Raw genomic sequence first — 20,322 nt, 5'->3', positions numbered from 1 at the left:
CCCGGCCGGCGGGCGGCCGATCAATCCACCCCGGCCGGCCGCAGCAGCGCCGTGCTCGCGGCGGCCGGCACGACCACCACCACGAACGGCGCCCGACGCCACGCGGCGACCGCCCCCACCAGCACACCGGCCGGCAGGGCGAGCCCCGCGAACCCCCGCCCCTCGGTCAGCGTCGACGTCGCCACCAGCGCGAACAGCATCACCGTCGCCGCGGTCGACATCAGTTCCCGGACCCGGTCGGACAGCCGGAGGCGACCGCGCAGCAGCGGCCCGGCCACCCGGAACGCGTAGGTGCCCGCGGCCAGCACCAGGACGGCGGTGAGGGTCACGCCCCCACCTCCCGCCGCGCCGCGGCCAGCAGGCCGACCAGGGCGAGCAGCACCGGCACGCCCGGGGGCAGCACCGGGGTCGCGGCCAGCGCGACGGCCGCGCCCAGCAGCGCCGCGTTCCGCGTGACGCGGTCCTCGAACGCGGGCAGCAGCAGCGCGAGCAGGGCCGCGGGGAACGCCGCGTCCAGCCCGAACGCGTCCGGGTCACCGATGGTCCGCCCCACGAACGCCCCCACCAGCACCGCCGCGTTCCACGCGCCGAACAGCGCGGCGCCGCAGGCCCAGAACGCGGCGCGGGCCCTCTCCGGGTCGTGCCGGTTCGCCAGCGCGAACGCGGTCGACTCGTCGATCAGCAGGTGGCTGCCCAGCAGCTTGTGCGACAACCGGTCGCCGAGCACGTGCCCGACCGCGAGCCCGAAGGGCAGGTGGCGGGCGTTGAGCACGAGCCCGGCGAGCACGGCCGCCACGGGCCCGCCACCCGCCGCCACCACACCGACGGCCATGAACTGCGAGCCGCCCGCGAAGACCAGCAGCGACATCACCACCGGGACCCACCACTCCAGGCCCGCCGAGGTGGAGATCGCCCCGAAGGAGGCGCCGCTGACCGCCGCGCCGGCCGCCACCGCGGCGACGTCGCGCAGCAGCGGGGGGTCCGGGGTTCGCCATGTCGAACGCATCGTCTTCTACGATGAACACCAGGGGTGGTGTTCGTCAAGCCGAACGATGGGACCGTTATGTCGAACACAGGCGCGCCGCTGGAGGTCATCGCCGCCTCCCTGCGGCGGGAGCGCGAGCGCGTGGGCCTGTCCCTCAGCGAACTCGCCAAGCGGGCCGGCATCGCGAAGTCGACCCTGTCGCAGCTGGAGGCCGCGAACGGCAACCCCAGCGTGGAGACGCTGTGGGCGCTCGGCGTGGCACTGGGCGTGCCGTTCGCCCGCCTGGTGGACCCGCCCGCGCCGCGCGTCAGGGTGATCCGCGCGGGCGAGGGACCGGCCATCTACTCGGAGAAGGCGCACTACACCGCCACCCTGCTGGCGTCCTGCCCGCCGGGGGCGCGCCGCGACATCTACGTGCTGCACCTGGAGCCCGGCGCGGCCCGCGAGTCCGAGCCGCACATGGCGGGGACCGTGGAGCACGTGGTCGTCGGGGCGGGGCGGGTGCTGGCGGGGCCGCGGGAGGAGCCGGTGGAGCTGGGACCGGGCGACTACCTGATGTACCCGGGGGACCTGCCGCACACGGCCCAGGCGCTGGAGCCGGGGACCACCGTCGTGCTGGTCTCGGAGCACGTCTAGGGGACAGGCGGTCCCGGGTGGGGCTTGGCACACCCGTTCGAGCGGTTCAGCCGTACGGTGTGATGGTCGATTGATCTTGCATGCAAACTGCAACCATCGAACCTATACTCGATGACATGGTCGAGCGCGAGGTCAAGCCGGTCCACGTCCGCGATGTGCCTGCCGAGATCGTGGACACGCTCCAGGACAGGGCGAACGCCCAGGGCATCTCGCTGAGCGCCTACCTGCGCAACGTGTTCGCCGAGGTGGCCACGCGGCCGGACATGGCCGAGGTCCACCAGCGGAGCTGGCCCCGCCCCTGGAAGATCGACGGCGAGGCGCTCCAGCGCGTGGTGCGCGAAGTCCGGGAAGAGGACGAGTGAACTTCACCGCCGTCGTGGACAACTCGGCACTGATCGAGTTCTTCGTCAACCCCAAACCCAACCGCCGGCTGGAGAACCGGCTGTTCACCGGAACCGCCGCGGCGCCCGAACTGATCGACGCGGAGGCGTTCAAGGTCATCCGCCGCCTGCACCTGAACGCGGTCCTGACCGAGCCTCAGGCCACCGGGATCATGCAGCGGGTGCACGAAGCGCCGATCACCCGTTTCACCCACCGCGCCCTCTCGCAGAGGGCCTGGGAGATCCGCCACGCCGTGTCGGCGTTCGACGCCTTCTACGTGGCCTTGGCCGAGCAGCTCGGGGTCCCGCTCATCACCTGCGACAAACGGCTTGCGGGCGCCAACGGCCACAATGCCGACATCGAGGTCTACCCGGTCTCCTGAGACGCCGGTGGCCCGCCGAACCCCCGGCGGGCCACCGCGAAACCCCTACCAGCCCCGCTCGGCCAACCGGTGCGGCTGCGGGATCTCCTCGACGTTGATGCCGACCATCGCCTCACCCAGCCCGCGCGACACCTTGGCGATCACGTCCGGGTCGTCGTGGAAGGTGGTCGCCTTCACGATCGCCTCGGCCCGCTGCGCCGGGTTCCCGGACTTGAAGATGCCCGACCCGACGAACACGCCCTCCGCGCCCAGCTGCATCATCATCGCCGCGTCGGCCGGGGTGGCGATGCCGCCCGCGGTGAACAGCACGACCGGCAGCTTGCCCGCCTCCGCGACCTCGCGCACCAGCTCGTAGGGCGCCTGCAACTCCTTCGCCGCGACGTACAGCTCGTCGGCGGGCAGGTTCTGCAACCGCTTGATCTCCGCGCGGATCTTGCGCATGTGCGTGGTCGCGTTGGACACGTCGCCGGTGCCGGCCTCGCCCTTCGACCGGATCATCGCCGCGCCCTCGGTGATCCGCCGCAGCGCCTCGCCCAGGTTCGTCGCGCCGCACACGAAGGGCACGGTGAACTGCCACTTGTCGATGTGGTTGGCGAAGTCGGCCGGGGTGAGCACCTCGGACTCGTCGACGTAGTCCACGCCGAGCGCCTGGAGCACCTGCGCCTCGACGAAGTGGCCGATCCGCGCCTTGGCCATCACCGGGATCGACACCGCGGCGATGATGCCCTCGACCATGTCCGGGTCGCTCATCCGGGACACGCCGCCCTGCGCGCGGATGTCGGCGGGCACCCGCTCCAGCGCCATGACGGCCACGGCGCCCGCGTCCTCGGCGATCTTGGCCTGCTCCGGGGTGACCACGTCCATGATCACGCCGCCCTTGAGCATCTCCGCCATGCCCCGCTTGACGCGGGAAGTGCCGGTGACCTGCGTGCCGGCGTCGGGTGAAGTGGTCACGACCAACCTTTCGTGAGGACGAGTGCCCAGAACTGGACGTCACCCATCGTAAGGCGCACGTGGACCGCCGAAGCAGGCCAATCCGACCCGTTCTCGGCAGGCCACTTCGTGTTCCCGCGCAGGTGGTGGCGTACGCCACGTCCCAACGGACCGAATCGACCGGATTCCTCCTGCCGGGTTGGGTGTGACCACTTGGGGTTGTCCGACACGCCCCGGAGGTGTGAGATCGAACACCAAACACTTGTGGAGGGTGGTCCCATGGGTTCCAAACACTCCGACAACGGCCACTCGGCAGGCGCGGTCGCTGTGGACGACCCGGCCAAGGTCCGCAACGTCGTGCTGGTCGGCCCGTCGGGCTCCGGCAAGACGACGCTCACCGAGGCCCTGCTCGCCAGCACCGGCGTCCTGACCCGGGCGGGTTCGGTCACCGAGGGCAACACGGTCTGCGACCACGACCCGGCCGCGGTCCGCCAGCAGCGGTCCGTCGGCCTCGCCGTGGCCCCGGTCCGGCACGGCAACATCAAGATCAACCTCATCGACACCCCCGGCTACGCCGACTTCGTGGGCGAGCTGCGCGCCGGCCTGCGCGCGGCCGACGCGGCGCTGTTCGTGGTGAGCGCGGCGGAGGGTGTGGACGCCGCCACGGTCGCGCTGTGGGAGGAGTGCGCGGCCGTCGGGATGCCGCGCGCCGTGGTGATCTCCCGGTGCGACCACCAGCGGGCGGACGTGCGGGCCGAGATCACCGCCTGCCGGGACGCGTTCGGCACGGGCGTGGTCCCGCTATACCTGCCGGACGACGGCGGCGGCCTGGTCAACCTGCTCATCACCGACGACCCCTCCTACGAGGAGCAGCGCAACGCGCTCATCGAGGGCGTCATCGCCGAGAGCGAGGACGAGACCCTGATGGAGCGCTACCTCTCCGGCGAGGAGGTCGACCAGGCCACCCTGGTCGCCGACCTGGAGACCGCCGTCGCGCGCGGCTCGTTCCACCCGGTGGTGCCGGTGTGCTCGACGACGGGCCTGGGCCTGCCCGAGCTGCTCGACGGCATCGCCCGCGCCTTCCCCTCACCCCTGGAGCACGCGCTGCCCGCCGTCACCGGCGTGGACGGCATCCCGCACCCCCGCATCGAGGCCGACCCGGACGGCCCGCTGGTGGCCGAGGTGGTGCGCACCGCCGTGGACTCGTACGTCGGCCGGGTGTCGCTGGTGCGCGTGTTCTCCGGCACGCTGCGCCCCGAGCGCCCGGTGCACGTCTCCGGCCACGGCATGGCCGACCGCGGTCACGACGACCACGACGCCGACGAGCGGGTGGCGCACGTCTACTCGCCGCTGGGCGCGACCCTGCGCGAGGTGCCCTACTGCGTGGCGGGCGACCTGTGCGCGCTGACCAAGCTGGGCTCGGCGGAGACCGGCGACACGGTGTCCGCGCCGGAGGAGCCGCTGCTGGTGGCCCCGTGGGAGATGCCGGAGCCGCTGCTGCCGGTCGCGATCGTGCCGCGCAGCCGCAGCGACGAGGACAACCTGGCGCGCAACCTGGGCAAGCTCGTGGCGGGCGACCCGACGCTGCGGCTGGAGCGCAACGCCGAGACCCACCAGCTGGTGCTGTGGTGCATGGGCGAGGCGCACGCCGACGTGGTGCTGGCGCGGCTGCGCGCGGGCGGCGCGGAGGTCGACACCGAGCAGGTGAAGGTGGCGCTGCGCGAGACGTTCGCCGCGCCGGCCAGGGGCCACGGGCGGCACGTGAAGCAGTCCGGCGGGCACGGCCAGTACGCGGTGTGCGACATCGAGGTGGAACCGCTGCCGCGCGGCGCGGGCTTCGAGTTCGTGGACCGGGTCGTGGGCGGCGCGGTGCCCCACCAGTTCATCCCGAGCGTGGAGAAGGGCGTGCGGGCCCAGCTGGAGCGCGGTCTCCAGGGCGGGTACCCGGTGGTCGACGTGCGCGTGGTCCTGGTCGACGGCAAGGCGCACTCGGTCGACTCCTCCGACGCCGCGTTCCAGACCGCGGGCTCCCTGGCCCTCAAGGACGCCGCCGCCAACGGGACGACCTGCCTGCTCGAACCGGTGGACGAGGTGACCGTGCGGCTGCCCGACGAGCACCTGGGCACCGTGCTGGGCGACCTGTCCGGCCGGCGGGGCCGGGTGCTGGGCACGGAGGCCGCCGCGGGCGGCGCCGCGGTCGTGCGCGCCGAGGTGCCGGCCACCGGGCTGCTGCGCTACGCCGTCGAGCTGCGCTCGCTGACCTCGGGCACCGGCACCTACACCCGCCGGTTCAGCCGGTACGACCCGCTCCCCCGGAACCTGGCCGCCCAGGTCGGGTGAGCGCGGCCGCGCGGGCGGACCACCCCGTGGCCCGCCCGCGCGCCGGACAGCCGCGGGCTCACGCGTTGCGCGGGAAGCCCAGGTTCACCCCACCGTGTGACGGGTCGAGCCACCGGCCGGTCACCACCTTGGTGCGGGTGAAGAAGTGCACCCCGTCGGGGCCGTAGGCGTGCGAGTCGCCGAACAGCGAGTCCTTCCACCCGCCGAACGAGTAGTAGGACACCGGCACCGGGATGGGCACGTTCACGCCCACCATGCCCACCTCGACCTCGTGCTGGAACCGCCGCGCCGCGCCGCCGTCGTTGGTGAAGACCGCGGTGCCGTTGCCGTACGGGTTGGCGTTGACCACGTCCAGCGCCTCGTCGTAGGACGCCGCGCGCAGCACCGACAGCACCGGCCCGAAGATCTCGTCCCGGTAGAGCGACATGTCCGTGCCGACGTGGTCGAACAGCGTCGGCCCGAGCCAGAACCCCTCCGCCGCGCCGTCGACGGCGTGCAGCCGGCCGTCCACCACCAGCGAGGCGCCCTCCGCCACCCCGGCGTCCAGGTAGGACCGCACGCGGTCGCGGTGCGCCGCCGTCACCAGCGGCCCCATCTCGCAGCCCGGCCGGCGACCGTCGCCGACGCGCAGCCGCTCGACGCGCGAGACGATCTTCGAGGTCAGCTCGTCCCCGACCGGGTCGACCGCGACCACGACCGAGATCGCCATGCACCGCTCCCCCGCCGAGCCGAACCCGGCCGAGACCGCCGCGTCCGCCGCCAGGTCCAGGTCCGCGTCGGGCAGCACCACCATGTGGTTCTTGGCCCCGCCCAGCGCCTGCACGCGCTTGCCGTGCCGGGTGCCGGTCTCGTAGACGTACCGCGCCACGGGCGTGGACCCGACGAAGGAGACCGCCTTCACGTCCGGGTGCGCCAGCAGCCGGTCCACGGCCGGCTTGTCGCCGTGCACCACGTTCAGCACGCCGTCCGGCAGGCCCGCCTCGGCGAACAGCGCGGCGATGAAGTTCGCCGCCGACGGGTCCTTCTCCGACGGCTTGAGCACCACCGCGTTGCCGCACGCGATCGCGTTGGGCACGAACCACAGCGGCACCATGGCCGGGAAGTTGAACGGCGAGATCACCCCGACCACGCCCAGCGGCTGCCGCAGCGAGTACACGTCGACGCCGGTGGAGGCGTTCTCGCTGAACCCTCCCTTGAGCAGGTGGGGGATGCCGCACGCGAACTCCGCCGCCTCCAGCGCGCGCTGCACCTCGCCGCCCGCGTCGGAGAGCACCTTGCCGTGCTCGGCGGTGACGATCGCGGCCAGCTCGTCCTTGCGCGCGTCGAGCAGCTCGCGGAAGCCGAACAGCACGGTCGTGCGCCGCGCCAGGGACGAGTCGCGCCACTGCGCGAACGCCTCGCGCGCCACCGCCACCGCCTCGTCCACGGTGGACTCGTCGGCGAGGTCGACGCGCCCCGTCACCCGACCGGTCGCCGGGTCGTGCACGTCGCCGGACCGCGCGCTCGCGCCGTCCCACGGCTTGCCGCCGATCCAGTGGGGAATCCTGCGGGGAGCGGTGTTCACAGCACGGCCTCCAGGGTGCCCAGCGCCTCTTCGACCTCGTCCTCGGTCACCGTCATCGGCGGCGCGAGCCGGATGACGTTGCCGTACAGGCCGCCCTTGCCGACCAGCAGGCCGCGTTCCCGCGCGCCCTCCAGCACCGCGACGGCCTTCAGCGCGTCCGGCTCGCCCTTCGGGCCGACCAGCTCGATGCCGACCATGAGCCCCTTGCCGCGCACGTCGCCCACCGCCGGCCGGTCCTCGGCGATGCGCCGCAGCCCGCCGATCAGCCGGTCGCCGAGCTTCGCCGCGTTGGCCTGGAGGTCGTGGTCGAGCAGGTAGTCCAGGGTGGCCAGGGCGCCGGTGGTGGACAGCGGGTTGCCGCCGAAGGTGGACAGCGAGTTCGCGGTCAGGCAGTCCATCAGGTCGCCGCGCGCGACCACGCCGCCGATGGCCAGGCCGTTGCCCAGGCCCTTGGCGAAGGTCATCGCGTCCGGGGTGACGCCGTGGGCCTGGATGCCCCAGAAGTGCTCGCCGGTGCGGCCCCAGCCGGTCTGCACCTCGTCCGAGATCAACAGGACGCCGTGCTCGTCCAGCACCTCCTTGAACGCGGCGAACAGGCCGTCCGGTGGCGAGGAGAACCCGCCGACGCCCTGGATGGGCTCCACGACCAGGCAGGCCACCTCGCCCGCGGTCGCGGTCGCGATCACCTCGCGCAGGTCGGCCACGCACGCCGAGACGTAGTCGGCGTCGGGGAGGTCGCGGAACGGGCTGCGGTACCGGTAGCCGCCGTGCACCCAGGCCACCTTGACCGGGCTGAGGGAGGAGGCCGACCAGGAGCGGTTGCCGGTGATCGCGACGGTGGCGAACGCGCGGCCGTGGTAGGAGTTGCGCAGCGCCAGGACCTGGTCGCTGCGGCGGTACCGGGTGGCCAGCATGAGCGCGGTCTCGTTGGCCTCGGTGCCGGAGTTGGTGAAGAAGACCTTGGCGTCCGGGATGCCGGACAGCCCGGCGATCCGCTCGGCCAGCTCGACCTGCGAGCGGATGAGGTAGAGCGTGGAGCTGTGCACCACGCCGGTGCTCAGCTGGGCGCGGATCGCGTCGGAGATCTCGGCGACGTCGTAGCCGACGGCGTTGGTCAGGATGCCGGCGAAGAAGTCCAGGTAGGTGCGGCCCTCGCCATCGGTGACGTGCCGGCCGGACGCGCTCGCGATCTCGATCGGCCGGTCGTAGTAGAGGGCCATCCAGTCGGGCATCACGGCGCGGTGCCGGGCGAGCAGCTCCTCGTGTCCCATCGCGTCCTCCGGTCGTAGTCCCTGCCCTGGAGTGTGCTGCGGGCCCGCGGGGGCCGCCATGGACAACCTGCTCCGCTTTCGGGCTCCTCCCATTACGTTGTGTCCATGTACCCGACGGTGGCCGAAGCGCTCGCCCTGCCGGTGGTCCGCCGGGGCGGGCCCGCGGTGGTCGCCGGCGCGACCGGGCTGGGGCGGCGGGTGCGCTGGGTCCACGCGGCCGAGGTCGCGGACATCGCGCACCTGCTGCGCGGCGGCGAGCTGGTGCTGACCACCGGCATCGCGCTGCCCGAGGACGCCGAGGGGCTCGCCGGGTACGTGGCCGACCTGGCGGCGGTGGGCGCGGCCGGGCTGGTCGTCGAGCTGGTGCGGCGGTGGCGCGACGAGCTGCCGGGCGCCCTGGTCGCCGCCGCCGAGCGGCACGACCTGCCGCTGGTCGCGCTGGCCCGGGAGACCCGGTTCGTGTCGGTGACCGAGGCCGTGGTGGCGCTGATCGTGGACGCGCAGCTGGCCGAGCTGCGGGCGGCCGAGCAGGTGCACGAGGCGTTCACCGCGCTGACCGTGGCCGGGGCCGAGCCCGCCGAGGTGCTGCGGGAGGTGGCGCGGACCTCCGGGCTGCCCGTGGTGCTGGAGACGCTGGCGCGCGACGTGCTGGCCTACGACGCGGCCGGGCAGGACCCGGCGGCGCTGCTCGCGGACTGGGCGCAGCGGTCGCGGGAGGTCGCGCCGGCCGAGCGGACCGCCTACCACGAGGCGTCCGGCTGGCTGGTCACGGTGGTCGGCGCGCGGGGTGCGGACTGGGGCCGGTTGGTGCTGGTCACGCCCGAGGCGCCGCCGCACCGGCACGTGGTGGTGGCCGAGCGGGCGGCGTCGGCGCTGGCGGTGCACCGGTTGGTCGCGCGCGACCGCGAGTCGCTGGAGCGGCAGACCCACCGGACCCTGCTGACCCAGCTGCTCGGGCAGCCGCCGCGGGACCTGCCGACCCGGGCCGCCGCGCTGGGCGTGCCCCTGGAGCGGCGGCAGCTGGTCGGCGTGGCGATCCGGCCGGGCGCCGCGACCCCGCCCGCGCAGGCGCTGGCCACCCAGGAGGTGCTGCGGGACCTCGCCGAGGCGACGGCGCTGGCGGCCCGGCGGGTGACGGTGCCCGCGCTGGTCGGGGTGGTGGACGACACCAGCGTGCGGGCGCTGCTCTCGCTGCCGCCGCAGGCCGGGCTGGACGGCGTGCTGCGGCGGTTGGCGCGGGAGGTGCACCGGACGGCGGCGGCGACGCAGCACGCGCTGCCGGTGGTGGTGGCCGTCGGGACGACCGTGACGGGACCGGCGGACGTGCGCCGCTCGCTGGGCGAGGCGGCGCACGTCGCCGGGGCGGCGCTGCGGTCGCCCGGGGGCCGGCTGTACCACCGGCTGGACGACGTGCGCCTGCGCGGGCTGCTGCACCTGCTGCGGGAGGATGAGCGGGTGCTCGCCTTCGCGGACCGGGAACTGGGACCGCTGCTCGCGCGTGACGGCCACCAGGGCAGCCGCCTGGTGGAACTGCTGCGGTGCTTCTGCGAGCACGGCGGCAACAAATCGGCCGCCGCCGCGGCCGCGCACCTCTCCCGCACCGCGTACTACCAGCAGCTGAACCGGATCGAGCAGGTCCTCGGGGTGTCCCTGGAGGACCCGGACTCGGTGCTGTCGCTGTACGTCGCGCTGCTGGTGCGGGAGATGGGCGAACGGGACCCTCAGCTGCCCCGCCCGCCCGCGCCGGCCGACTGGGGCACAGCCGACTAGGGCACAGCCGACCGGGGCACGACAGACCGGGGCACGGCCGACTAGGGCAGCCGGGGCGCCTTGACCGGCAGCTCGGGAACGGCGGGCAGCTCGATGCCGGGCGCCGACTCGGCCGGGGTCAGCGAGCGGGCCTGGGGGGCGAGCAGGCCGCCGGTGAGGCCGGTGGGGTCGGTCGGCCGCGGCGCGTCGGGCAGGCCGATGCCCGCGGGCGCGGCCACGTGCGGCGCCTTGGCCGGCGGCACCACGGCCGGCACGGGCGCGGGCAGCTGCACCGACTGCCCGGGGACGAGGTCGGCGGCGGGCGTGACGACCTGCTGCCCCACCTCGGGGGAGTGACCGACCTTGCCGTCGAGCAGGTCGGTGGGGGCCTCCGCGGCGTTCGCGGCGGAGGTGAGCAGTGGTGAGGTGCCGACGGCGAGCAGGGCGGCGGCACGCAGGAGTCCGCGGGTGCGGTTTCCGGACACGGTTTTCCTAACCTGGTCGGGGACCTTCGACTTGACTCCTTCTGCATCGGTCGTTGGCAAACGTCTCCACAGCTGCACGATCAGGTGACTGACGCTCCGTGTTGATGTCACCCGATGGGGCCGGGGTGACGGCGACCCGGCCGCTGCCGCCGCCGGTCGGTCGCGGTTCCGCGTGCCGACCGCCGGCGGGCGTGGAAAACGCCCCGCGGTCGCCCAGTCCGCCGACCAGGACGACCGCGGGGCAACCCGCCCCCTCAGGCGGTTAAGCGGGCCGTCGCGGGGTGGGAAGAGGCACCCCGCGACGGCCTCCCCCCGGGACTAGGGGTTCGTGACCCCCAGGGTGTAGGCGCCGGACCCGCTGTACGCGTGCACCCGGTACCGGTAGTAGCCGGCGGTGCCGTTGTAGGTCACCGTCTCGCTCGCGGCCGGGCTGTCGCCCTTGGCCACGTCCGCCCACGCGCTGCCGTTCCACTTCTGGAGGTACAGGTCGAAGTCCGCGCCGCTCGGCCCGGCCAGGCAGCCGACGTGCGCGCCGGACACCGTGGACTGGTAGTAGCTCCCGTTCGGCTGGATCGCCTGCCCGCCCGCGGCCAGCGAGCCGTTGTGGCGGGTCTCGGAGTTCTGGCAGCCGGTCGGCGGGTTGGGCGTGCCGCCACCGCCGGTGAGCAAGGACAGCCCGTACGCCTGGAGGATCTCGTTGACCGGCTGGAAGTACGTGGTGCCGCCGGTGCGGCAGTTGCCCGACCCGCCCGAGGTCACGCCCTGCGCCTGGGTCCCCGCCAGCAGCGAGCCGCCCGAGTCGCCGGGCTCCGCGCACACCGTGGTCTGGATCAGGCCGGTCACCGTGCCCTGCGGGTAGCTCACCGACGAGTTGCGGGCCTGGATGGTGCCGCAGTGCCACCCGGTGGTCGAGCCCGACCGGCACACGGTGGCGCCGACCGGCGCGTCCTGCGAGCCCGCCACGGACACCGTGCCGCCGGAGTAGTTGTTCACCAGGCCGCGCGGCGTGTTGCCGGCCGCGACCTGCACCCACGCGTAGTCGTTGCCGGGGAAGCTGGAGCCCCGGAAGGTGCCGCTCGGGTTGGACGTGGACGCGCCGGTCGAGCCGCAGTGCCCGGCGGTGACGAAGCCGCCGTTGACGGAGAACCCGACCGAGCAGCGCGAGCCGCTGCCGATGGTGTAGGCGTTGCCGCCCACCACGTCGACCAGCGGGCGCGGCGCCTCGTCGGTGCCGGTGAACCGGACCGCCGCCGCGCCGACGCCCGAGGAGGCGACGAACGCCCGCGCGGCGGCGAGCTCCGAGGGGCGGGACTTGACCACGACGGTGTTGGTGGGCAGGTCGACGTACCAGCCGGGCACCGACTTCGGCGCCTTCGCGACGTGGGCGTCCAACGCGGACTTGACCGCGTCCAGGTCGCGTTCGCTGCGCTGCACGAGCGTGGTGCGCACGCCCCGCGCCACGTCGGCGGACTTCCCGGTGACACCCACGGTCAGCGTGCCGGACGAGTCGATCCAGGCGCCGCCGAACCGGCTGTCCAGCTGCTTGCGCAGGGCGCGGGCGGTGTCGCCGGAGCGCCGGTCGGCGGCGAGCCGGGTGCGTGCCCGGTCCGCGTCCAGGCCCAGGTCGCGCTGGACGGCGGAGAGGATCAGGGCGTCCTGGTCGGCGGGCGCGGCCTGGGCGGCGGGGGTCAGGGTCCCGGCCACGACCAGCGCCGCGGCGAGCGCGAGCGGTCTCAACGAAGTGGACATGGGGGGTTCTCCTCAAGGGAGTGCAGGGATTCCCCGGGAAAAGTAGTTCGGCCCGCCCGACAGGGGTAATACCGATTAGGTCATAAGGCCGCGTGATGGCCCCCGATCAGGCGGGCAGGTGGTGGGCCACCGCGCCGTACTCGGGGTGCCGGGCGAGCCAGGCCGCGTAGCGCGGGTTGCGCTCGGCGGTCTCCCGGTACGCCTCGGCGGCGTAGCGCAGCACCTGCGGGCCGAGCGCGGCGGCCGGCCCCTCCGGGTCCCAGCCGATGAGGTGGCGCCACCGCAGCGGCACGCCCGCCAGCGGCACGGTCACCACGCCGGGCGTGCGGCGGAACGTCGGCTGGCACAGCACCACCGCGTCGCCCGCCGCCGCCAGGTCGATGCAGCCGGCCATGTCCACCTCGTACATCGGGCGCGGCGTGAACCCGGCCCGGCTGCACGCGGCCACGAAGCAGTTGCCGAAGCACCCGTCACCCGGCACCGCCGCCCACTGGGTGTCCTTCAGCGCGGCCAGCTCCACCTCCTCCAGCAGCGCGAACGGGTGACCCTCGGGCACCAGCACGAACACCGGGTCGACCGCGATCACGCTCCACGCCAGCCCGTGCCCGTCCGGCGGCGAGGCGTTCCCGCACACGCCCGCCAGCACGTAGTCCAGCCGGCCACCGGCCACCATGGCGGCGAGCTCGTCACCGGACCACGACACCTGGGTGGACACGTGCGCGCCGGGGTGCGACTCGGTGAGCCGGTGCACCAGGCCGCCGAGCATCGGCCCGTTCACCGCGCCCACCCGGTAGCGGTCGGTGGGCTGGTCGTCGTCCACCAGGCGCAGCGCGTCCTCCTGGAGCCGGGAGAACGCGGGCAGCAGCACGCGCGCCCGTTCCAGCACCAGCTCGCCCAGCGCGGTCGGCCGGGCGCCCCGGTGGTCGCGGTCGAACAGCTTGCCGCCGAGCAGGCCCTCGACCCGGTGCAGCTGCGCGGTCAGGGCGGGCTGGGCCAGGCCGAGGACCGAGGCCGCCTTGGACAGGCTGCCCTCCTCCGCGATCGCGCAGACCACGCGCAGGTGACGCAGTTCGAGCTTCATCCGCCCGACGTTAAGTCACTGGTCACGCTGTGGTCGACAGCGAACATCCCATCACCCGAACGATGGATCGACCGCCGGGGCGCCGCGGACCATTCACATCACGCTCGGTAGCACTGCCACTACCGGGAGCACACCGCACGACGTCACCGGGCGCCCACCGGGAACAATGGGCAGACTGTTCATTGATCATGGCAAGCGTGGACACTCTGACACTGCCCAACGCGCGTGGCCCGACCGGAGGATGCCGGGATGGGAATCGCGCCGAACCGTCCGCCAGCGGGATGTTCCACCAGCGTAACAGGGGCGTGACCGATGGCCCTCCACTCAGCGAGCCAGATCACGACCGACGCCGACGGCCGCGTCGAGCTGCGGGACCACTCCGCGATCGCGGACAGCCCGCACTACAACCCCGAGCTGGCCCCGGTGCCGCTGGAGCGCCGCACCTGGTCGACCTACAACTTCTTCGCGCTGTGGATGGGCATGGCGCACAACATCCCCAGCTACACCCTCGCCGCCTCCCTGGTCGCCCTCGGCATGGACTGGCTCCAGGCGTTCCTGACCATCACCCTGGGCAACCTGATCGTGCTGGTCCCGATGCTGCTCAACAGCCACGCCGGCACCAAGTACGGCATCCCCTTCCCGGTGTTCGCCCGCGCGTTCTACGGCATCCGCGGCGCGAACCTGGTCGCCCTGCTGCGGGCGTTCATCGCCTGCGCGTGGTTCGGCATCCAGACCTGGGTGGGCGGCAAGGCGCTGCACGTCATCGTCGGCCGCCTGGCCGGCGACGGGTGGGTCAACGCCCCCGTCGTCCTCGGCCAGACCTCCACCCTGTGGCTGTGCTTCCTGGGCTTCTGGGTGGTCCAGATGCTGATCATCTGGCGCGGCATGGAGGCCATCCGGCGCTTCGAGAACTGGACCGCGCCGCTGGTCAGCATCGGTTTCCTGGTGCTGCTGGGCTACGTGGCGGTCAAGGCGGGCGGCTTCGGGCCGATCCTGTCCGAGCCCTCGAAGCTCGGCTGGGGCGCGGACTTCTGGAAGGTGTTCTTCCCCGCCCTCATGGGCATGATCGCGTTCTGGTCCACCCTCTCGCTGAACATGCCGGACTTCACCCGGTTCGGCGGCAGCCAGCGCAAGCAGGCCGTGGGCCAGCTGCTGGGCCTGCCCACGACCATGTCGTTCATCGCGATCGTGGCGATCCTGACCACCTCGGGCGCGGTGGCCCTCTACGGCGAGGCGATCTGGGACCCGGCCGAGCTGGCGAGCCGGTTCGACTCGACGGCCGTCGTGCTGGTGGCCCTGGTCGCGCTGGTGCTGGCGACCATCTCGGCGAACCTCGCGGCGAACGTGGTCAGCCCGTCCTACGACTTCTCCAACGCCTTCCCGAAGAAGATCTCGTTCGCGGTCGGCGGCCTGATCACCGGCGTCGTCGGCATCGTCATCCAGCCGTGGCGGCTGATCGCGGACCCGACCATCTACATCTTCGCCTGGCTCGGCTTCTACGGCGGCCTGCTGGCGTCGGTCGCCGGGGTCTTCGTCGCCGGCTACTGGATCCTCGCCAGGACCCACCTGGAGCTGCCCGACCTGTACCTGTCCGGCCGCGGCGCCTACTGGTTCTCGGCCGGCTGGAACTGGCGCGCCGTGGTGGCGACCGTCGTCGGTTCCGTGCTGGCCGTGGGCGGCGCGTACGGCGGGCCGTTCCCGGTCGACGGGCTGATCCCGTTGTTGAAACCGCTCTACGACTACAACTGGGTCGTCGGACTGCTCGGCGGCCTGCTCGTCCACCTGGCGCTGGCGCCGCGGAGGGAGAACGCGTGAGCAACGTCGTCCGGGCAGGGCTGGTCCAGCAGAGGTGGACCGGCGACAAGGACTCGATGACCGCGAACGCGGTCGAGGCGATCCGCAGCGCGGCCTCGCGGGGCGCGCAGGTGGTGTGCCTCCAGGAGCTGTTCTACGGGCCGTACTTCTGCCAGGTGCAGGACGCCGACTACTACTCCTACACCGAGGGCATCCCCGACGGCCCGACCACCGAGCTGATGTGCCAGGTGGCCGAGCAGCACGGCGTGGTGCTCGTGGTGCCGATGTACGAGGAGGAGCAGCCGGGGGTGTACTACAACACCGCCGCGGTGATCGACGCGGACGGCACCTACCTCGGCAAGCACCGCAAGAACCACATCCCGCAGGTCAAGGGGTTCTGGGAGAAGTTCTACTTCCGGCCCGGCAACCTCGGCTACCCGGTGTTCGACACCGCCGTGGGCAAGGTCGGCGTCTACATCTGCTACGAGCGGCACTTCCCGGAGGGCTGGCGCGCGCTGGGGCTGGGCGGCGCGCGGATCGTGTTCAACCCGTCGGCGACGAGCCGCGGCCTGTCCGAGTACCTGTGGCGGCTGGAGCAGACCTCGGCGGCGGTGGCCAACGAGTACTTCGTGGGCACCATCAACCGCGTCGGCGTGGAACCGCTGGGCGACAACGACTTCTACGGCCAGTCGTACTTCGCCGACCCGCGCGGGCAGCTCATCGGCGAGGCGGCCTCCGACACCGAGGAGGAGGTGGTGGTCCGCGACCTGGACATGGACCTGCTGGCCGAGGTCCGCGACCTGTGGGCGTTCTACCGCGACCGCCGCCCCGACACCTACGGCGGGCTGGTGCGGCCGTGACGATCCTGATCAGGGGCGGCACGGTCGTCAACGCGACCGGCGCGGCGCCGGCCGACGTGCTCGTGGACGGCGAGCGGATCGCGGCCCTGCTGGCGCCCGGGTTCCCGCTCCAGGCCGACGAGACGATCGACGCCACCGGCAAGTACGTCATCCCCGGCGGCATCGACGCGCACACCCACATGGAGATGCCGTTCGGCGGCACGTCCTCCGCCGACGACTTCGCCAGCGGCACGACCGCCGCCGCGTGGGGCGGCACCACCACGATCATCGACTTCGCCGTGCAGGCCAAGGGCACCTCGCTCCTGTCCACACTGGACAGGTGGCACCAGAAGGCCGACGGCCGGTGCGCGATCGACTACGGGTTCCACATGATCGTCTCCGATGTCAACGACACCTCGTTGAAGGAGATGGAGTCCTGCGTGGACGCGGGCGTGAACACCTTCAAGATGTTCATGGCCTACCCCGGCGTCTTCTACGCCACCGACGGCGAGATCCTGCGCGCCATGCAGAAGGCCCGCGAGACCGGCTCCACGATCATGATGCACGCGGAGAACGGCATCGCGATCGACGAACTGGTGGCGCAAGCGCTTGCGCAGGGCCGCACCGAGCCCGTCGAGCACGGCCTGACCCGCCCGCCCGAGCTGGAGGGCGAGGCCACCTCCCGCGCCATCGCGCTGGCGAAGGTCACGGGCTCGCCGCTCTACGTCGTGCACCTGTCCGCCGCGCAGGCCCTGGACGCGGTGGCGCGGGCGCGCGACACCGGGCAGAACGTGTTCGCCGAGACCTGCCCGCAGTACCTGTACCTATCGCTGGAGGACCTGGCCAGGCCGGACTTCGAGGGCTCGAAGTACGTGGCCTCTCCCCCGCTGCGGCCCAGGGAGCACCAGTCCGAGCTGTGGCGCGGCCTGCGCACCAACGACCTGTCGGTGGTGTCGACCGACCACTGTCCGTTCTGCTTCAAGGACCAGAAGGAGCTGGGGCGCGGCGACTTCTCCAAGATCCCCAACGGCATCCCGGGCGTGGAGCACCGGATCGACCTGCTGCACCAGGGCGTGGTGCGGGGTGAGATCAGCCTGGCGCGGTGGGTGGAGATCTGCTCCACCACGCCCGCCCGGATGTTCGGCCTGCACCCGCGCAAGGGCGTCGTCGTGCCCGGCGCGGACGCCGACCTCGTGGTCTACGACCCGGCGGCGACGCAGGTCATCTCGGCGGCCACGCACCACATGGACGTCGACTACTCCGCCTACGAGGGCATGGAGATCACCGGCAGGGTCGACACGGTGCTCTCGCGCGGGCGCGTGGTCGTGGACGCCTCCGGCTTCCGCGGCTCGACCGGTCACGGGCGGTTCCTGGCCCGCGAGCTGAACCAGTACCTGGTCTGAGGGGGCGGAAGTGGACTTCGGTGTGGTGTTGCAGACCGACCCGCCCGCGCGGGACGTGGTGAGCGGGATGAGGGCCGCGGAGGACAACGGCTTCCGCTACGGCTGGACGTTCGACTCGTGCGTGCTGTGGCAGGAGCCGTTCGTCATCTACTCGCAGGTGCTGGCGGCGACGTCGTCGCTGGTCGTGGGCCCGATGGTGACCAACCCGAGCACCCGGGACTGGTCGGTGACCGCGTCGCTGTTCGCCACGCTGAACGACATGTTCGGCAACCGCACGGTGTGCGGGATCGGGCGCGGCGACTCGGCGCGGCGCGTGATCGGGCAGAAGCCGGCGTCCCTGGCCACCCTGGGCCGCGCCATGACGGTGATCAGGGAGCTGGCCGAGGGCCGCGAGGTCGAGCACCACGGCACGCCCGTGCGCATCCCGTGGGTGCGCGACGGCAGGCTGGAGGTGTGGATGGCCGCCTACGGCCCGCGCGCGCTCAAGCTGGTCGGCGAGCAGGCAGACGGGTTCATCCTCCAGACCGCCGACCCCGACATCGCCCGGTGGACCATCGGCTCGGTGCGCGAGGCGGCGGAGGCGGCGGGCCGCGACCCGGCGTCGATCACGATGTGCGTGGCCGCGCCCGCGTACGTCGGCGACGACCTGCCGCACCAGCGGGACCAGCTCCGGTGGTTCGGCGGCATGGTCGGCAACCACGTGGCCGACCTGGTCGCCCGGTACGGCGACTCGGGTGTGGTGCCCAGGGCCCTGACCGACTACATCCGCGACCGCGAGGGCTACGACTACGCCCACCACGGCAAGGCGGGCAACCGGTCGACCGACTTCGTGCCGGACTCGATCGTGGACCGGTTCTGCCTGGTCGGCCCCGCGTCCGCGCACGTGGAGCGGTTGGCGGAGCTGAGGGAGATCGGCGTGGACAACTTCGCGCTGTACCTGATGCACGACCAGAAGGACAAGACGCTGGCCGCCTACGGCAACGAGGTGATCGGCGCGGTGTGACGGCGTGCGCCGGTTCCCCGGGGGAACCGGCGCGCACCGGCTCAGCGCTCGGGCAGTTTCCCGAGGAAGGCCCGCCACGAGGTCGGGGCGAACGCCAGGCGCGGAGCGGTGTTCTTGGAGTCCCGCACACCGACCACCTCCGGCGCGAACGCCACCTCCACGCAGTTCGTGTTAGCCCCGCCGCTGTAGCTGCTCTTACGCCACTGCCTCGCCTCCAGCCTCACGCTGTTCCTCCCGCAGTCGGTCGTAACGGTCCGCCCACTCGGCGAACACCGACCGCGATTGTTCCTCACTCAGCGCCACCTGGTCGAGATCCTGGCAGGCTTGTCGGTAGCGGGCGGTGGTCCCAGCGTCGTCCGAGAAGACCGACAGCGACCCGCTTTCGATGTAGGCGACGGGCGCGTGGTCCGCGAAGGTCATGAATGTGAAGGCTGCGGCCAGCGATACGGGCAGGTTCGCGAAGGTGATCAGCCGCACCCCGCCACGGAACAGCAGTTGCAGCATCTGCTCGTACATCACCTGCGGACCGCCCACCACGTAGTTCAGTGCAGATTCGAGGAGGAAGAAGCGTCCCTCGGGTGGCCGGGGCTTGTCGAAGATGTCCTGCCGGGCTATCCGTTCGGCCGCACGATGCCCACCGACGGTCGCACACATCACTGCTCGTGCGTAGTCCATGGTCTGGAGCAATCCCGGGATGAAGACGAGCTCGTACGACCAGATGACCCGAGCGGTCTGCTCGTGCAGGAGGAGCGCCCGCAAGTCGTCGGGTACGGCAGGCTCGTGCGGCCGGACCAGGTGCCCCGTGTTCAACTCCTGGGCCAAGGTCATGATGTGGTCGTAGGTGGGCTGGTCGGCGTGGAGGCGGCCGACGTAGCGGGCGATGTCGGGCAGACTCGTGCCGCGCGTCCCGCGTTCCAGCTTCGATATCTTGCCGGGCGACCACCCCAATTCCTCGGCCAGGTTCCCGAACCTGACCTCGGACCCGCGACGGGCTCGACGGAGGGCATCGCCCAGTTCACGGCTGAGGGCATTCGACTCACGGGAATCCATGCGGGGAAGCTACAACCTTTTCAGCCGGCCGCCCCAGTGGTACCGGACCTTTTCATCCTAAAAGGTCAGAGGTGTACCCGCGGGCCACTCCTCGGCATTGTTGCGCGGGCGCAACAATGCCGAGGAGAAAGCTTCAGACCGCGTGCGCCGCGCAGGGCGACGCGGCCCCCGCGCCGGCGGCCGTCGCCGTCGGGGTCGTGGTCGGGGTCGGGGTCGTGGTCGGGCCCGTGACCGGGGGCCCGCCGGACGCGGCGCGGTTCCCGGCGCAGGAGTTGGTCCTGAAGATGCCCTGGGAGCCGTACGCGAACACCAGGTAGTCCTGCCCGACGGCCAGCCTCGTGCCGCACATCGAGCCGTGGACCGTCGTCTCGACGGTGACCAGCGCGACGGGCACGTCGCCCTTGTACTCGGTGCCGACCCTGACCATGTAGAGGTAGCTGTCGTCGGCGGAGTTGTTCGGCTGTCCCATGTCGAGGACCTCCGCGAGCACGACGCCGGTGAACACGTGGCCGTACCGCGCGTAGCGCTTCGGCTCGGTGTCCTGGGAGGGACAGGTGCAGGCGAGGGCCGTACCGGCCGACGCCGCGACCATCCCGGTGAGCAACACCAGCACACCGACCGCACGTGCCAAGAACCGAAAAAGCATGGAAGACCTCCATCAGGTGGCGACAACGGCA

The 20,322-nt window shown here is 72.5% G+C and carries 20 protein-coding genes; 9 read left to right on the top strand and 11 right to left on the bottom strand.

The window, feature by feature from the left end:
* Positions 1-20 precede the first annotated feature (20 nt).
* Together ACFP3R_RS05920 and ACFP3R_RS05915 are read right to left on the bottom strand one after the other, a co-directional pair.
* Positions 21-329, bottom strand: a complete 309-nt coding sequence (locus tag ACFP3R_RS05920; RefSeq protein ID WP_380633590.1) for an AzlD domain-containing protein — start codon at positions 327-329, stop codon at positions 21-23.
* Positions 326-1,006 (bottom strand): AzlC family ABC transporter permease, encoded by a 681-nt coding sequence (locus tag ACFP3R_RS05915; RefSeq protein WP_380633589.1) that lies wholly within the window; start codon positions 1,004-1,006, stop codon positions 326-328. The genes ACFP3R_RS05920 and ACFP3R_RS05915 overlap by 4 nt, the downstream gene beginning before the upstream one ends.
* Before the next feature lie 57 nt (positions 1,007-1,063).
* On the opposite strand from ACFP3R_RS05915, the gene ACFP3R_RS05910 reads away from it, so the two are divergent.
* From ACFP3R_RS05910 to ACFP3R_RS05900, 3 genes are all read left to right on the top strand, one after another.
* On the top strand, positions 1,064-1,621 hold the full coding sequence (locus ACFP3R_RS05910) for a helix-turn-helix domain-containing protein (protein WP_380633588.1): 558 nt from the start codon (positions 1,064-1,066) through the stop codon (positions 1,619-1,621).
* 116 nt (positions 1,622-1,737) lie between these two features.
* Positions 1,738-1,983 (top strand): hypothetical protein, encoded by a 246-nt coding sequence (locus tag ACFP3R_RS05905; RefSeq protein WP_380633587.1) that lies wholly within the window; start codon positions 1,738-1,740, stop codon positions 1,981-1,983.
* Entirely contained in the window at positions 1,980-2,384 is a 405-nt protein-coding gene (locus tag ACFP3R_RS05900) for a type II toxin-antitoxin system VapC family toxin (RefSeq protein WP_380633585.1), read from the top strand. Before ACFP3R_RS05905 ends, ACFP3R_RS05900 begins: the two co-directional genes overlap by 4 nt.
* Before the next feature lie 45 nt (positions 2,385-2,429).
* Here the strand turns inward: ACFP3R_RS05900 and pdxS are convergent, their stop codons facing one another.
* Positions 2,430-3,338, bottom strand: a complete 909-nt coding sequence (gene pdxS, locus ACFP3R_RS05895) for a pyridoxal 5'-phosphate synthase lyase subunit PdxS (RefSeq protein ID WP_380633583.1) — start codon at positions 3,336-3,338, stop codon at positions 2,430-2,432.
* A 258-nt stretch (positions 3,339-3,596) separates the two neighbouring features.
* Here pdxS and ACFP3R_RS05890 point away from each other — a divergent pair, with 258 nt between their 5' ends.
* Positions 3,597-5,657, top strand: a complete 2,061-nt coding sequence (locus ACFP3R_RS05890) for an elongation factor G-like protein EF-G2 (protein ID WP_380633582.1) — start codon at positions 3,597-3,599, stop codon at positions 5,655-5,657.
* A gap of 58 nt (positions 5,658-5,715) precedes the next feature.
* Here ACFP3R_RS05890 and ACFP3R_RS05885 read toward each other — a convergent pair whose 3' ends face one another.
* Together ACFP3R_RS05885 and ACFP3R_RS05880 are read right to left on the bottom strand one after the other, a co-directional pair.
* The gene (locus ACFP3R_RS05885) at positions 5,716-7,221 is read right to left on the bottom strand and encodes a CoA-acylating methylmalonate-semialdehyde dehydrogenase (RefSeq protein WP_380633581.1); all 1,506 of its coding nucleotides are present in this window, start codon (positions 7,219-7,221) and stop codon (positions 5,716-5,718) included.
* On the bottom strand, positions 7,218-8,492 hold the full coding sequence (locus ACFP3R_RS05880; RefSeq protein ID WP_380633580.1) for an aspartate aminotransferase family protein: 1,275 nt from the start codon (positions 8,490-8,492) through the stop codon (positions 7,218-7,220). Before ACFP3R_RS05880 ends, ACFP3R_RS05885 begins: the two co-directional genes overlap by 4 nt.
* Positions 8,493-8,597: 105 nt before the next feature.
* Between ACFP3R_RS05880 and ACFP3R_RS05875 the strand changes: the two genes are divergently transcribed.
* Positions 8,598-10,262 carry a PucR family transcriptional regulator gene (locus ACFP3R_RS05875; protein WP_380633579.1) on the top strand — a complete coding sequence of 555 codons (1,665 nt, stop codon included), beginning with the start codon at positions 8,598-8,600 and terminating at the stop codon, positions 10,260-10,262.
* Between the two features lie 41 nt (positions 10,263-10,303).
* Here the strand turns inward: ACFP3R_RS05875 and ACFP3R_RS05870 are convergent, their stop codons facing one another.
* The 3 genes from ACFP3R_RS05870 to ACFP3R_RS05860 all read right to left on the bottom strand — a co-directional run bounded on the left by ACFP3R_RS05870 (position 10,304) and on the right by ACFP3R_RS05860 (position 13,556).
* Positions 10,304-10,726 carry a hypothetical protein gene (locus ACFP3R_RS05870; RefSeq protein ID WP_380633578.1) on the bottom strand — a complete coding sequence of 141 codons (423 nt, stop codon included), beginning with the start codon at positions 10,724-10,726 and terminating at the stop codon, positions 10,304-10,306.
* Between the two features lie 318 nt (positions 10,727-11,044).
* On the bottom strand, positions 11,045-12,475 hold the full coding sequence (locus ACFP3R_RS05865) for a S1 family peptidase (protein WP_380633576.1): 1,431 nt from the start codon (positions 12,473-12,475) through the stop codon (positions 11,045-11,047).
* 106 nt (positions 12,476-12,581) lie between these two features.
* Positions 12,582-13,556 (bottom strand): LysR family transcriptional regulator, encoded by a 975-nt coding sequence (locus ACFP3R_RS05860; RefSeq protein WP_380633575.1) that lies wholly within the window; start codon positions 13,554-13,556, stop codon positions 12,582-12,584.
* Between the two features lie 312 nt (positions 13,557-13,868).
* Here ACFP3R_RS05860 and ACFP3R_RS05855 point away from each other — a divergent pair, with 312 nt between their 5' ends.
* From ACFP3R_RS05855 to ACFP3R_RS05840, 4 genes are read left to right on the top strand one after another with little or no spacing between them, the layout of a single operon-like run.
* Entirely contained in the window at positions 13,869-15,371 is a 1,503-nt protein-coding gene (locus ACFP3R_RS05855) for an NCS1 family nucleobase:cation symporter-1 (RefSeq protein WP_380633574.1), read from the top strand.
* The gene (locus ACFP3R_RS05850; RefSeq protein WP_380633573.1) at positions 15,368-16,210 is read left to right on the top strand and encodes a nitrilase-related carbon-nitrogen hydrolase; all 843 of its coding nucleotides are present in this window, start codon (positions 15,368-15,370) and stop codon (positions 16,208-16,210) included. Before ACFP3R_RS05855 ends, ACFP3R_RS05850 begins: the two co-directional genes overlap by 4 nt.
* Positions 16,207-17,592 (top strand): dihydropyrimidinase, encoded by a 1,386-nt coding sequence (hydA, locus tag ACFP3R_RS05845; protein ID WP_380633572.1) that lies wholly within the window; start codon positions 16,207-16,209, stop codon positions 17,590-17,592. The genes ACFP3R_RS05850 and hydA overlap by 4 nt, the downstream gene beginning before the upstream one ends.
* A 10-nt stretch (positions 17,593-17,602) precedes the next feature.
* Positions 17,603-18,595, top strand: coding sequence for a TIGR03842 family LLM class F420-dependent oxidoreductase (locus tag ACFP3R_RS05840; protein ID WP_380633570.1), 993 nt, complete (start codon positions 17,603-17,605; stop codon positions 18,593-18,595).
* A 41-nt stretch (positions 18,596-18,636) separates the two neighbouring features.
* Here the strand turns inward: ACFP3R_RS05840 and ACFP3R_RS05835 are convergent, their stop codons facing one another.
* The 3 genes from ACFP3R_RS05835 to ACFP3R_RS05825 all read right to left on the bottom strand — a co-directional run bounded on the left by ACFP3R_RS05835 (position 18,637) and on the right by ACFP3R_RS05825 (position 20,291).
* Complete coding sequence (locus ACFP3R_RS05835; protein ID WP_380633569.1) at positions 18,637-18,756, bottom strand: DUF397 domain-containing protein; 120 nt, start codon at positions 18,754-18,756, stop codon at positions 18,637-18,639.
* A gap of 34 nt (positions 18,757-18,790) precedes the next feature.
* Positions 18,791-19,645, bottom strand: coding sequence for a helix-turn-helix domain-containing protein (locus tag ACFP3R_RS05830; RefSeq protein ID WP_380633568.1), 855 nt, complete (start codon positions 19,643-19,645; stop codon positions 18,791-18,793).
* 133 nt (positions 19,646-19,778) lie between these two features.
* Entirely contained in the window at positions 19,779-20,291 is a 513-nt protein-coding gene (locus ACFP3R_RS05825; RefSeq protein ID WP_380633567.1) for a hypothetical protein, read from the bottom strand.
* Positions 20,292-20,322: the final 31 nt, after the last annotated feature.

The sequence above is a fragment of the Saccharothrix lopnurensis genome, assembly GCF_042658445.1.
Lineage (GTDB): Bacteria > Actinomycetota > Actinomycetes > Mycobacteriales > Pseudonocardiaceae > Actinosynnema > Actinosynnema lopnurensis.
This window is presented reverse-complemented; position numbering and strand designations above follow the sequence as displayed.

What these genes read in the sequence shown, in the direction of transcription:
- ACFP3R_RS05890 (WP_380633582.1), top strand. Translation starts at nt 3,597, where the DNA reads ATGGGTTCCAAACACTCCGACAACGGCCACTCGGCAGGCGCGGTCGCT.
- ACFP3R_RS05910 (WP_380633588.1), top strand. Translation starts at nt 1,064, where the DNA reads ATGTCGAACACAGGCGCGCCGCTGGAGGTCATCGCCGCCTCCCTGCGG.
- ACFP3R_RS05860 (WP_380633575.1), bottom strand. Translation starts at nt 13,556, where the DNA reads ATGAAGCTCGAACTGCGTCACCTGCGCGTGGTCTGCGCGATCGCGGAG.
- ACFP3R_RS05865 (WP_380633576.1), bottom strand. Translation starts at nt 12,475, where the DNA reads ATGTCCACTTCGTTGAGACCGCTCGCGCTCGCCGCGGCGCTGGTCGTG.
- ACFP3R_RS05875 (WP_380633579.1), top strand. Translation starts at nt 8,598, where the DNA reads ATGTACCCGACGGTGGCCGAAGCGCTCGCCCTGCCGGTGGTCCGCCGG.
- ACFP3R_RS05915 (WP_380633589.1), bottom strand. Translation starts at nt 1,006, where the DNA reads ATGCGTTCGACATGGCGAACCCCGGACCCCCCGCTGCTGCGCGACGTC.
- ACFP3R_RS05855 (WP_380633574.1), top strand. Translation starts at nt 13,869, where the DNA reads ATGGCCCTCCACTCAGCGAGCCAGATCACGACCGACGCCGACGGCCGC.
- ACFP3R_RS05825 (WP_380633567.1), bottom strand. Translation starts at nt 20,291, where the DNA reads ATGCTTTTTCGGTTCTTGGCACGTGCGGTCGGTGTGCTGGTGTTGCTC.
- ACFP3R_RS05905 (WP_380633587.1), top strand. Translation starts at nt 1,738, where the DNA reads ATGGTCGAGCGCGAGGTCAAGCCGGTCCACGTCCGCGATGTGCCTGCC.
- ACFP3R_RS05830 (WP_380633568.1), bottom strand. Translation starts at nt 19,645, where the DNA reads ATGGATTCCCGTGAGTCGAATGCCCTCAGCCGTGAACTGGGCGATGCC.
- ACFP3R_RS05880 (WP_380633580.1), bottom strand. Translation starts at nt 8,492, where the DNA reads ATGGGACACGAGGAGCTGCTCGCCCGGCACCGCGCCGTGATGCCCGAC.